Source organism: Rhodopirellula baltica SH 1 (assembly GCF_000196115.1).
Classification (GTDB): Bacteria; Planctomycetota; Planctomycetia; order Pirellulales; family Pirellulaceae; genus Rhodopirellula; species Rhodopirellula baltica.
Genome location: NC_005027.1, coordinates 6,088,165 through 6,101,304 on the forward strand (window position 1 = coordinate 6,088,165; position 13,140 = coordinate 6,101,304).

9 protein-coding genes are annotated in these 13,140 nt (G+C 55.1%); 6 read left to right on the plus strand and 3 right to left on the minus strand.

Features of this window, described 5'->3' with window-relative positions; translation table 11 throughout:
* Positions 1–337 precede the first annotated feature (337 nt).
* Complete coding sequence (locus RB_RS23300; RefSeq protein WP_231845918.1) at positions 338–1,222, plus strand: DsrE family protein; 885 nt, start codon at positions 338–340, stop codon at positions 1,220–1,222.
* A gap of 66 nt (positions 1,223–1,288) precedes the next feature.
* Here RB_RS23300 and RB_RS23305 read toward each other — a convergent pair whose 3' ends face one another.
* Complete coding sequence (locus RB_RS23305) at positions 1,289–2,167, minus strand: membrane or secreted protein (protein ID WP_164922403.1); 879 nt, start codon at positions 2,165–2,167, stop codon at positions 1,289–1,291.
* A 174-nt stretch (positions 2,168–2,341) separates the two neighbouring features.
* Between RB_RS23305 and RB_RS23310 the strand changes: the two genes are divergently transcribed.
* From RB_RS23310 to RB_RS23330, 5 genes are all read left to right on the plus strand, one after another.
* Positions 2,342–2,827: a hypothetical protein gene (locus RB_RS23310; protein WP_007330293.1), complete on the plus strand. Its 486-nt coding sequence runs from the start codon at positions 2,342–2,344 to the stop codon at positions 2,825–2,827.
* 161 nt (positions 2,828–2,988) lie between these two features.
* A complete protein-coding gene (locus RB_RS23315; RefSeq protein ID WP_231845919.1) occupies positions 2,989–4,383 on the plus strand; it encodes an efflux RND transporter periplasmic adaptor subunit in 1,395 nt (464 codons plus the stop codon).
* Positions 4,380–7,541 (plus strand): efflux RND transporter permease subunit, encoded by a 3,162-nt coding sequence (locus tag RB_RS23320; RefSeq protein ID WP_011123153.1) that lies wholly within the window; start codon positions 4,380–4,382, stop codon positions 7,539–7,541. The genes RB_RS23315 and RB_RS23320 overlap by 4 nt, the downstream gene beginning before the upstream one ends.
* A 72-nt stretch (positions 7,542–7,613) precedes the next feature.
* Positions 7,614–8,219: an RNA polymerase sigma factor gene (locus RB_RS23325; protein ID WP_011123154.1), complete on the plus strand. Its 606-nt coding sequence runs from the start codon at positions 7,614–7,616 to the stop codon at positions 8,217–8,219.
* Positions 8,216–10,771: a serine/threonine-protein kinase gene (locus RB_RS23330; protein WP_231845921.1), complete on the plus strand. Its 2,556-nt coding sequence runs from the start codon at positions 8,216–8,218 to the stop codon at positions 10,769–10,771. Before RB_RS23325 ends, RB_RS23330 begins: the two co-directional genes overlap by 4 nt.
* A 194-nt stretch (positions 10,772–10,965) precedes the next feature.
* Here RB_RS23330 and RB_RS23335 read toward each other — a convergent pair whose 3' ends face one another.
* On the minus strand, positions 10,966–12,129 hold the full coding sequence (locus RB_RS23335) for an AAA family ATPase (RefSeq protein ID WP_011123157.1): 1,164 nt from the start codon (positions 12,127–12,129) through the stop codon (positions 10,966–10,968).
* The gene (locus tag RB_RS23340) at positions 12,126–13,088 is read right to left on the minus strand and encodes a methyltransferase family protein (protein WP_011123158.1); all 963 of its coding nucleotides are present in this window, start codon (positions 13,086–13,088) and stop codon (positions 12,126–12,128) included. Before RB_RS23340 ends, RB_RS23335 begins: the two co-directional genes overlap by 4 nt.
* Positions 13,089–13,140: the final 52 nt, after the last annotated feature.

Consider the following 13,140-nt stretch of genomic DNA (forward strand, 5'->3'; position numbering starts at 1 on the left):
TTTACTGAGATGTTGTTTCCGGCGTGAACTTTGAAATAGGAACGATTCAATGAACCGAATGATTGGCTTGATGACGCTTTGGTGTTTGACGTTCCTAGTGAGCGTGCCAGGGTTCGCGCAAGAGAATGCTGGAGATGCTCAGCCAGATGTCAGGCGAGGGCCGGGATTTGGGCAAGGGCCGCGAGCCGGACGTGGTCCGGAAGGTGGCCAAGGTTTCGGTCGTGGCCGAGGCATGCGGAACGGTCAGAGATTTGGGCGGGGAGCAAACGGAACGGAGGCGAACAGGGCGGCGGCTGAACAGCACGGCCATGATGACCGACATGATTCCGATCACGAGGTGTTTCAGTTCCTGCTTCAAAACCATGAAGCAATCCAGCGAACTGTTAAGGAGTTGGCTTCCGGTGTTGAAACGTTGACCGAATCGGATGACCCGAAGATTGCCGAGGCGATTCAGGAACACGTCGAATGGATGGAATACCGGATCGAAGAGACCAATCCGATTCGCATGCGAGATCCGTTGTTCGCGGAAATCTTCCGTCACACCGACAAGATTAAAATGGTCCACGAGAACACTGAAAAAGGTGTTCGCGTGACAGAAACCTCCGATGACGCCTACGTGGTGAAGTTGATTCAAGCACACGCGAAAGCCGTTTCTGGTTTTGTCGAGCGGGGATTCGCTGAAGCCATGAAGAATCATCCGGTGCCTGAAAGGTCCGGCGATTCCGATGTGCACGAAAAGCAGTCTTTCGAAGCAACCACCCCGGTGATCGCTGGGGTGGGAAAGGTCGTGAGACTGCCCAGTGCGGTTCAACAACCGAAGGTTGGAGCGAAGCTGTTGGTGGATTTAACAAGCGGTGCCGAGCCCGGGAAAATCAACCCTGGGCTAGAGAGAGTTGCGAAGTATCTGAACATCTACGCAGGTGCGGGTGAACTTCCGACTGAAGTCCAAATCGCGGTTGTCATTCACGGCGGAGCAACGTTGACGGTACTGAATTCAGACGCCTACGCGGCGAAGTTCGGCACGGAGAGCAACCCGAATCTGGAGCTGATGCATCAATTGCACGAGGCCGGAGTGGATATGTATGTGTGTGGTCAATCGTTGATCGCTTCGGGTGCAAAGCCGAACGAAGTGGTCGTGTTTGTCGACACGGCGGTTTCAGCTTTGACCGCTGTCGTCAACTTGCAGTCGGATGGCTTCGCTTACGTTCCCGTCAGCAAATGAAGCAAATGAAGCAAATGAAGCAAATGAGCGGAGTGATCACCGACTCGGGAAGCGTTTCGAACTGTTTCAATTCGTTTGTGCGGAGGAATCCGTTTTGATCTCGATGGGTTGGTGTGAAATTGCAATTTCATCAATCCAAACTTCCGAGGCGTGATCGGTGGCGGTGATTCCGACTTCCAGAGCGTTGAGCAAGGAGTCTGATGCGGGCAACGTTGCAACTTTTTCGTCGATCAGAAGCTGATCGTTCTGCCAGATTTGTACTTGTCCATTTTTATGATGCAAAACGAGGTGCACGGTTAGAAAGAACCACTCGCCGATTGGGACTTCCACCTCGGACTGACGCATCTTTGGTTTCCAACCTGATTTGAGTTCATAGCCGAGATACTTTTGATCCCAAATTGTGATTCGTGGACCGGGGCTGTTGTAACGCCCACGTTCTTGGAAGTCGGCGATTGTGAACGGAACTCCTGATTGGAGCTTGTATTTGCCACGGAACCAAAGGTCGTCGCCTTCAACAAACCAGAGTCGATTGTTTTCTAGCATGGACTTTGATGTCACCATCGATTGGGTCGGCGCGACGGCGGTGAATTTTGCGATCCCATCCGCTGACTCGATCCGATTGTCTAGGAAATCACTTTCGCCCGAGAAGATCTTTCGACGCAAACTGACGTAGGCTTCCAGCGATGGTGATGCGGGCGAGAGTGTGTCGATCGTGGTCCAGCGGTCTTCACCAAACCAGTTTCGGAACTCGGGTTCCGAGAAGTCATCGAAGAAGGCTTGGTACATTTTGCCCGTTTGCTCTTGGTGACGCACCAGGACATAGTCCGAGGTTTGTTCCAGAACGTCGATGTCGGAAACTGTTGTCTTCGAGGGCATCCACGTCCACAACACGACCGCACCGACAACGCAGCAAATCGCGAAACCCAGATAGACGTGTCGGCTCATGGAAATCACTTCGCTGGGAAGAAAGTCGACGCGGTGGCATGGAGTTGTTAGGACGCGCCCGACGTCTTGATGGTAAACGCTCCAGCGGTGGCGAGAGAATTGTATAGCTCAAATTTGCCATTTGCTGGACATCAGACTGTTCGTTCATTTTGGGTTGGACTAAAATTGGATGCTATGTTTGCCAGCTTACCACACCCGAAATTTCAAAGCCGCTTGACCGCGCGTGTTTGTTTGGTGTGGTTGGGGTGCGTGATGTTGCTGCCTTTACCGGTGCCAATGATGCACCGTCACGATTGCATCGAAGCTCCTCAGGCGTTGGAAAACCATTTGGGCCAGTTGCATTCGCAATCGCAACTGCAGTGTCTTGAACCGGACGAAGCTCATTGGCACTTGGTGCTCCCTTCGCATCGATGCAATGAGGATGGGACTCACGACGGATTGCCGATTCCACCCAGGGACTATGTCGGTTCGGCTGGTGAGTCGGGATCGAGCTTGGTTTCGGTGGTGGAGCAATTGACCAGCCTTTCATGGGTGCTGGTCTGCGCGGATCATGAATCAACGTTGGCGTCAACGTTTTCGGTTTGTGACCCAAGGATCCAGATTGCATCCGCGTCATGGCAGCGCGATCGTTGCACGCTTTCTTGCGTGATGCGTTGTTGATTTTGGTTCTCGTTTGATCGTTCGCTCGCGATCGTCACTGTTCGCGAGCAACCCGAGAACCTTTCTTCATCAACATCAACATGAAACTAAAATATTGGTTGAGCGCGCTCGTTGCGCTCCTCGTCGTTGTCGCGATTGCCTGGAATTTTTCAAACCGAGAATTGGATACATCTCGGGTCGATTCTGTCGCAAGTGAGGGAGCTGACCGCGAGGTATCGACGCCAAGCGAAGTCGACGGCACTCAACAGGTTCGTCTGAGCGATCGAAAGATCAACGTCGCGGGAATTCGCTCGGAAGAAGTCGAGCGAGGAACGCTCGTCATCACACGGACTTTGCCGGCCCGATTTGCATACGACGACACGCGCCACGTTTCACTGCGGACGCCAACGGACGGCGTGTTGGAATCCATCTTGGTCAAAACCGGTGATTCGGTTGATCGCGGGCAACCGGTCGCGGTGCTTCGCAGTCCGTCCATCGGAACGGCACGGAACCAAATCCTGAGCGAGAAGGCAAATTTGGAACTCGCCCAAGAAGCCTATCGCTGGGAGGCGGACATCCATGCGGGTGTATCAGATCTGGCCAAGCGGATTCGTGCCGGTGAAGCGATCGATGCGATCAAGCAATCATTGCAAGACAAAACGATCGGCGAATTTGGCGGGCAACTGCTGACGATGTACAGCAAATCCAACCTTGCCAACCGACTTTCCCGCTCGGTCGACGATCTTGGTGGCAGCGGAGCGATCAGTGGCCGAGTCGTTCAGGAACGGCAAAGCGACCGGCAGCAAAGCGAAGCGATGCTTGAGGCAGCCATCGAACAATCACTGTTCCAAACTCGCCAATCGATGATACAAGCCGAAGCCAAACGGAACGAAGCGGAACGTCGGCTGCGAATCGCGAAACAAACGCTTGGTACCTTACTGGGAACGCTGGCGGATTCGATGGGTGGTTTGGATGTTTCGCCCAACGAACTCGATGTATCTCGACTGACGATTCAGTCTCCGCTTTCAGGAACCATCGAAAGCAAGGCGTTCTCCGCTTCCGAGCGTGTGGCGGCGCAAAACGAGTTGTTCGTGATCGCCGATACATCGAGCTTGTGGGTGGAAGCGGACATTCGCGGCCGAGATTGGGAATCCATTCACGTCGGTCAGGGCGATGAGGTGATGGTGAGCACTCCCGCCATGAACATGCCTCCGCACCCCGCCACGGTTTATACCGTTGGTCGTCAAGTGGATCCGGCGTCGGGGGCGATTCCCTTGGTCGCAAAGATTGACAATTCAAAAGGGCACTTTCGACCGGGCTTGTTCGCTCGCATGGCGGTGCCAATCGAAACTCGGCACGACGTGATTCTTGTTGCTGAATCCGCCCTGATTGATCTGGACGGTCAGACGAGCGTTTTTGTGATCAGTGAGGACGGTTTCGAACCCGTCACTGTTGAGGTTGGGGCACAGGGCGGCGGCATGGTCGAGATCCGAGAAGGTTTGATCGAAGGGCAGTCGGTCGTTGTCTCCGGTGCATTCGCTCTCAAGAGCGAGCTGCTGCTGGAAGGGGAGGAATGATCATGCTTCAGCGACTGATTGAGTTTTCGCTTCAGAATCGTTTTTTGATCATCATCGGCACTTTGTTGATGGCAGGTTTGGGAATCCGGAGCGCCTTGATGCTTCCGATTGATGCGGTTCCCGATTTGACCAACACGCAAGTCACAGTCATCACCTCGGCAGGGTCTTTACCGCCGGTCGAAGTCGAACGGCAAGTGACTTATCCAATCGAATGGTCGATGGGCGGACTGCCTGACGTCGACGAAGTTCGCAGCGTATCGAAATTTGGATTGTCGGTCATCACGATTGTTTTCGATGAAGGAACCGATGTGTACTTCGCCAATCAACAAGTTGGTTCGAGGTTGTCGGCTGCCGCGGCGAGTCTGCCGGAAGGTTACGGACCACCTGAAATTGGGCCGATGACCACCGCACTGGGAGAAATCCTGCAGTTCGAAGTTCGAAGCGAATTGAAAACGCCGATGGAACTGCGCACCTTGCTCGATTGGGAGATCGCACCGAAGTTGAGGGAGGTCAGTGGTGTGACCGAGATCAACGTGATGGGAGGTTTCTACAAAACGTTCGAGGTTCGGCCTGACCCGGACGGCTTGATGGATCAGGGTTTGACGCTGGAGGAACTGTATTCGCGGATCGAAGCGGCCAATGCCAATGCAGGTGGTGGCTATGTCATACACCATGACGAGCAACGATTCATTCGCGGGCAGGCATTGCTTGCCAGCGTGGATGATCTGAAAAGCATTGTATTGCGGCGGGGAGAAAATGGATCGCCGTTGCTATTGTCGGATGTTGCCGATGTCACCATCGAACCAATGTCACGTCAGGGGGCTGTCAGTCGAGACGGCAGGGGCGAAGCGGTGACAGGAATGGTGATGATGCGTATCGGCGAGAACTCTCGCGAAGTCGTCGGACGCATCAAAGAACGTATCGCAGAGGTGCAAGCGACGCTTCCCGAGGATGTGGTCTTGGACGTCATCTACGACCGGGAAGATTTGATCAATCGGACACTTCACACCGTGATGAAAAACCTGCTCGAAGGCGGGGCGTTGGTTGCCATCGTTTTGCTGATCACTCTGGGCAGTCTTCGAGCTGGAATCATCGTTGCGTTGGCCATTCCGCTGTCGATGTTGTTTGCGTCGAACATGATGTTGGCCATGGGGATCTCCGCGAGTTTGATGAGTCTGGGTGCGATCGACTTTGGGTTGATCGTCGATTCCTCCGTCATCATGGTCGAAAACTGTGTTCGTAGACTGTCGCAACGAGAATCGACCGATGAGATTGGATCATCCAGCGAAGCAGTGGTTGGGAACCCGCCGAAGCATTCGCAATTGATTGGAAAAGCTAAATCACGATTGGCGACGATCCGAGATGCATGCATGGAAGTTCGCGGGCCAACGATGTTTGGTGAACTCATCATTGCGGTCGTCTATGTCCCGGTGCTTTTGCTTGAAGGAACCGAGGGGAAGATGTTTCGTCCGATGGCAATGACGGTCCTCTTGGCTCTTTTTGGTTCCTTCATTTTGTCGATGACCTTGATGCCTGCACTCGCATCGTTGGCGCTTCCCAAGAATCCTCATGACCACGATTTGTGGCCGATTCGAATGCTGAAGAAGGTTTATTTGCCTTTGGTGGGGCGTGCGATCGCGTCGCCCGCGGTCACCGCATTGCTCGCCACATGTGTTTTCGCGGTCAGCATACCCGTCGCACTGAACTTGGGCGCCGAGTTCATGCCGAGACTTAACGAAGGGGACCTGTTGGTCGAAGCGGTCCGGTTGCCCAGTGCATCGTTGGAAGGTGCCGAGATCATGGCGAGGCAAGTCGAAACGGAATTGTTGAAGTTGCCGGAAGTGAAGACGGTGTTCACAAAGACCGGTCGACCCGAAATCGCGAATGATGTCATGGGGGTTCACCAAAGCGATGTTTGGGTGATGTTGAATCCGCCGGATACGTGGCCGACGGCTAAGACGCGAGAAGAGCTGATCGGGGAGATGGAAGTGATGCTTACGGAGAGCGTTCCTGGGGTCGCCTTTGGGTTCACCCAGCCGATCGAAATGCGTGTTGATGAATTGGTTGCGGGAGTGAAGGCGGATGTGGCGGTTCTTTTGTATGGCGATGACCTGGAGACTCTATCGACCAAAGCCAAACAGATTGAACGTGCGCTACGCAGTGTCCCCGGATCAGCGGATGTGAAGGCCGATATTCAATCGACACTGGCGACGCTGACGATCGAACCTGACCGCGAAGCGTTGGCCAGGTATGGCATCGACGCTCAACAAGTCATGGATGTCGTTGATGCACTGGGTGGCCGTCCGGTGGGGGAAGTGATTGACGGCCGAGCACGATTTCCGATTCAGGTGCGTCTTCCAGAAAATTGGCGAAGCGATGTTGAGTTGCTCAAACAATTGCCCATTGCTTTGGCAGGAGGAAAGCCGGTGCCGATGTATGAGGTCGCCAACATACAGTTGGAGCAAACGCCACCTACTGTGGAGCACGAGGACGGACGCCGACGCACGTTTGTTTCGGTGAATGTGCGGGGACGCGACGTTGCTTCGTTCGTTACGGAAGCCCAATCCATCGTGGCTCGCGATGTGGCATTGCCGCCCGGATACGAACTGCGTTGGGGGGGCGATTTTGAGAACCTTCAATCCGCCAGTCGTCGTTTGGCCATCATCACACCAATCATATTGATTGTGATCTTCTTGCTGCTCTTCACTTCCTTCGATTCCGCTTCGTTGGCCTCACTGATCTTTTTGTGTGTGCCGATCGCTGCCAGTGGTGGTGTGTTTGCATTGATGCTTCGTGGCATGCCATTCAGCATCGCAGCGGGTGTGGGCTTTATCGCTCTGTTTGGCGTGGCGGTTTTAAATGGATTGGTGTGGGTGAGCGACGCCGAGCACCATCGCATCGCTGGCACGGGCGCGCGGGAGGCGGCGAGAAAGGCGGCCGACGATCGATTGCGTCCGGTGTTGATGACCGCGATGGTTGCCAGTTTGGGATTCCTGCCGATGGCACTGTCCACCAGCGACGGTGCGGAACTACAACGCCCACTCGCAACGGTCGTCATTGGTGGCTTGATCACCAGCACACTGTTAACTTGCGTTGTAATCCCAGCGATCTACCCTTGGTTTTCATCGCCAGAGTCGCCGGAGTCGATTAACGGCTGAGTATTCGAACGATTCTCCGTTTTCCTGTGTGACAATGCTCGAAACGCTGTGTTTGGCTGGTAGGAGAAAAGAATGTTGCAAGGTCCGGAAACACGAGCGTCACTGATTGGCAAACTGAATGAGCCGGCTTCGGAAGAAGTTTGGACGGAGTTTGTTTCGATCTATCGTCCGCTGGTGGTCCGGGTTGCCTTGGCAAAAGGATTGCAGCACGCCGACGCGGAAGACTTGACGCAAGACGTTTTCGCGGCGGTGCGACGGTCGTTGATAAAGTTCGAATCGCGTGGCAGCGGTTCGTTTCGGGCTTGGTTGTTCCGAATCACTCGCAACTTGGTCGTCAACCATCTGACCCGTTCCAAGGGACCGATCGGTTCGGGGGACAGCCACGTTCAACAGTGGTTGATGCAGCAACCTGAACGAGAGAACGAAACCGCCACGCTGTTCGATCACGAATTGCGGCGTCAGCAATTTCAGCTTGCCGCCGATCGTGTGCAACCGCATGTGGAACCCGCGACGTGGCAATCCTTTTGGATGACGGCCGTCGAGGGCAAATCCATCTCCTGTGTCGCGGAATCGCTTGGGAAGTCCGAGGGATCCGTGCGAATGGCAAAGTGCCGCGTGTTGGCTCGTTTGCAACAAGAAGCTCAAGCAATTTCTAGTCAGTGGGAGACGGAAGCATGATCGCACGCATTCGAGATGAGAAGCACGACGGTGGACTTCACTACGATCGAGAAACGCTCAACGACTACCTGCACGATCGCTTGGACGCGGACACGCAAGAAGTCACCCAGCACATCGAGGTGTGCGAGCAATGTCAGGCTCACGTGGAACGTTTGGTCACCGATGACGTGACGTGGGAGGAAGTCGGCGAGTTGCTTCGGGAGCCGATCGCGAATGGCGGCGAACACCGCTCGGACGACTTTGAATTCGAATCCGAAGCCAAGGACCGCTCGAGCTGGATTCAGTTCCTTCAGCCTTCCGACTCGCCCGGATCCATCGGCCGTTTTGCACGCTATGAGATTCATCAAATCCTTGGCCGCGGCGGGATGGGAATCGTGATGGAAGCGACGGACACGTCACTCGGCCGTCGCTGCGCAGTGAAGGTTCTGGCACCTGAATTGGCCACGTCCGCCGCCGCCCGCAAACGTTTTTCGCGGGAAGCCAAAAGTGCCGCGGCGGTGGTTCATCCGCATGTGGTTCCGATTCAAACGGTTGACGAACACGAGGGGCTTCCGTACTTGGTCATGCCGGTCGTGGATGGTCCGAGCCTGCAACAGCGAGTCGATCGCGACGGGCCGTTGTCCTTGATCGAAACCGTCCGCATCGCGTCGCAGATCGCCGATGGGTTGGCGGCAGCGCACGAGCAAGGATTGGTGCATCGCGATATCAAACCCGCCAACGTGTTGTTGGAAAATGGTGTTGAACGAGTTCAAATCACGGACTTCGGTTTGGCGCGAGCGGTGGACGACGCCAGCATGACTCGCAGTGGCGTGATCGCGGGAACGCCGCAGTACATGTCTCCGGAACAGGCCCATGGGGATTCGATCGATCATCGCAGCGATCTGTTTTCACTGGGCAGTGTGATCCACTTCATGTTGTCCGGTCGCAGCCCGTTCCGGTCGGAAACGACGATGGGAGTTCTCAACCGGATTGGCAACGACCAACCAAGGTCGCTTCGAGAGATCAACCCGGACGTTCCTGAGTGGCTTGATGCGATTGTGGCGAGATTGCTGAGCAAGGATCCCGACCTTCGCTACCAAAGCTCATCGGAAGTCGCTGAGTTGCTAAAGAATTGGCAGGCTCATCTGCTGGACCCGGCCAACGCCAGAGCACCTGAGTCCGCATCGCAAGCGAAACCGCTGGCAAGTCGTTCCAGCATCGGCGGGCGTTTCAATGGCAAGCTGCCTTGGTTTCTTGCCGCCGGGATGTTTGGTTTCTTCGCTTGGGCGACGACCGTCATCATCCTGCAGACCGACCAGGGAACACTCCGGATCGAAAGCTCCGCAGACGCAAACGTGCCGATTGTGATTCGCAAAGGAAACGAAGTCGTCGAGGAATTGACCGTGACCAGCGACGGTGCATCCGTCGAAGTGAAGGCGGGCGAGTATGTGATCGAGATCGCCGGTGAAGCGGACGGGTTCGAGGTGTTGGACCAGTCCGTCGTCATTCAACGTGGTGAGACACAGGTGGCAAGGATTGCTCTGCTTGCGTCAGATGCGTCTGATCGAACCAGCGTGATTGAACGGCGAATGGAAGGCAAAGAACCGCCCAAGGTCTCTCCGTTCACCCGCATGGATTTCGAGGGTGGAAGGATCTTCGTGCGGTTCGAGTCCAATCGCTACGAGTTGTATGCGGTGGATTACTTCTCGAAAGGAGAACTCATTCGGATAGCTCAGATGCATCATGGTCGCAAATGGAAGAAACGATTGAGTGAGGACTTGGTCGAGGTGCTCTGGGGGATCAACCATTTTCCTGGAAACACAGTGCGTCTTCTCCTGAAGGATCCCAAGACAGGTGAGGTCCGAAAAATCGGAGATGCGGAAATGACCGAAGCAAATCGAAACGAACTGTATCAGGACAATGAGCACAATCAGATGGAGGATGAAAGCATTGCTTTGGATGTATTTACGGGAATGGATTCCTATGGGAATCGGTGCCCAGAGTACTGGTTTGTTCAGCCCTATGGACACCGCGTGACGCTTGATGATTCCATTAAACACTCGGGTGAGTTTAGTGCGTTGCTAGAACGCACGACTGAATTTCGGTTGCCGCGATTTGGAACCTTGATTCAAACGGTTAATGCCTATGTTTATCGAGGACATAGAATTCGTTTTAGCGGTTTCTTAAGGACCAGCGAAGTTGCAAAGGCGGGTTTGTGGTTGCGAATTGACTCTGGTGACAGTGAAATGGTTTTGCTCGACAATGTGCAGTCCCACGGGATAGCCGGAGCAAACGAATGGCAAGAGCTAGAGATTGTTTTGGATGTTCCCGAGGATGCAACCGTGCTGACATATGGTGCGATTCTCTTTGAAATAGGTCAGTTGTGGGTGGATGATTTGTCCCTGACCCTCGTCGGATCGGATCGTCATCCGACTCAGCATCCGTTGGAGGCGCCGACCCAGAGAGTTCAGCCAAATCGAGGACAGTTGCTAGGTCGAATGCACCCCAATCCGGCCAATTTGAATTTCGAACTCTTGCATTCGTCAACTCAACCCAATGGGCGACTTGAGTGAACTCGTTTGCAGCCAATGATGAGACGCGATCATCTGCGTGCATGGATTGGCGGAACGATCTGCGACAAGGTAGAGCAATCAGTGGGATAGGCTTCCAGCCTGTCGTGGAGGGAATGACAGGCTGGAAGCCTATCCCACTTGATACTCACCGAATCGAAAACGCGTTCTTCCCCAGCCACCCACGAAAGCAACGCCTACCGCGCCGGCCACTTCCATCCGTGCTGGCTCAGCAAGTCGCTTCCTTCGACGATGGTTTCACCCGTTTCTTTGTTCAGACGCACCGGCACGCAGATGTCGTCCCGTTCCAGTCGGGCAACGAGTTGCTGGTTGTGGCTGACGACGATGACTTGGCTTCGCTCAGCCGCTCGGCAGATCATGTTTGCCAGCGGTTCGATCAGCTCCGGATGCAAGCTGGTTTCAGGTTCGTTCAACACCAACAACTCCGGTGGTCGAGGTGAGAACAATGCGGCCAGCAACAGCAAATACCGAAGCGTGCCATCGGACAATTCTCTGGCCGTGAGCCCACGCAGCATGCCAGGTTGAGTCAGCACGACTTGCATGCCGTTCTCGCCGGATTGCACGTAGAGTTGTGAACCAGGAAAGGCTTCTTCAATCGCTTGTTCGACGATGTGGCTGTCGCCGATCTCACGGATCGTTTGCAGAGCCGCGGCCAAGTTGGATCCATCGTTGGCCATCACCGGAGTGAACGTTTGAGGCGATGGCAATCGAGCGGGTGCGTGCGAGTCACACCGGAACGTGTCGTAGAATCTCCATCCCCGCAATTGCTCCTTCATTACGATGATCTCGGGAGCCGCAAAAGGATCGGCGTACTCGGTCATCAGGCTTGTCCCGCGAGACAAGTGCAAGTCGATGTCTTGCCATTTGCCTTTCCCCGATCGGCATCGCAAGTTCGCTCCCTTGCGATCAACGCACAGCGATCTGGCGTCCGGCGTCGGCCCCGTCCAAATGCATTCGCGTTTGATCTCCGGGTCACCATCGAACATGGAGTTGGATGGAACGGGGCGACCCAGGTCGATGCAGTAGCTCATCGGGTCGGCGGAGAAGGCAAGCTTCAATGCGATGGGTTTTCGACGCAAGGTTCCTTGCACGGGAACGTCACCCCGCTTCATTTCGTTGGGGATCGATTCTGGACCCGCCCAAAGCACGGATTCAAATCCGCCTTCTTCCGCCAACGATTGGTTCAGGTTGCCATTGGCAGCCGAAGCAATCAAACGCAGCGAACGATACAGGTTTGTCTTACCGCTTCCATTTGGTCCGGTGACCACCGTCAACTCACCCAGTCTCACGGTCAGCGAGCGGATTGAACGGTAGCCGGTGATTGCGATTCGGTGGATCAAGAGAAAGGTGCCGTAGGGATCCAGAGTCGGACGTGTTTCTGGTAGCGATGATAGTCCTCCCCGAACCGAAGCTGAAGATCGCATTCTTCGACGGGACGCACGAAGAGGTGCCAGACCACCGCTCCGCACAGCGAGTAAACGATGACGGGGATGCTGCCGAGAAACCATTTCACCGCGAGGCCCTGAACGATGCCCGCGAGTGCCATCGGGTTCCGAACGTAGCGGTACGGGCCGGCGACTACCAAACGAGGTGCGGTGGCCGTGGGCAGAGGCGTGCCATCACCACGGATCGCCATCGTGATGCCGCTCCACAATCCCAGCCATGATGCGACGAGAAACAGGCCGATCGAAATTTCGCTCTGCAGCGGATGTTGAAACGGCAACCACCCGAGTCGTTGTTGCAGTTCAACGATTCCCATTGGCAGCACCCACAGAAACGTCCCCCAAAAGATCACCGTTTGCAGCAGAGTCAACGTGGTTGCAACAGCAGGACTCATCGAAGCAACCCGAATCGTGGCGGGAGATTGCGACGTGTTTCCATGGATCGTTGCCATGGACAGAGACAACCCAGCCATGCAAACCATCATCGCCGACGCGATCCAGGCTTCTCCGGTTTGCACGCTGGTCGCGATGCAAACCAAGGTTGGGTACCAAGTCACCGCGGCGATGACCCAAACCAACGTGGCGGCGGAGGATGTTCGTCGCCACACGCAAATCGCGGCCAAGAGTGAGCCGGCGACGATCAATACAAAGTCTGCCATCCAAAACGAAAGCAATGAGCCATCCGGCCAAGAAGCCGGCTGAAACCACTGGATGCTGGCTGGATAGACGAGCAGCAACATCCACCACCCCAGCGTCCCAATGGCTTGCACCACAAGATAGGCCGAGACGATCCGAACGGGAGTGTCACTCACCGTTGTCTCGCCGTCGCTCGATTGTTTCTCGTTACAGTCGGTCACATCGTTCCAGACAGCCGCGAAATGAGATGGTGATAAGCCCGCAGGAATCTTG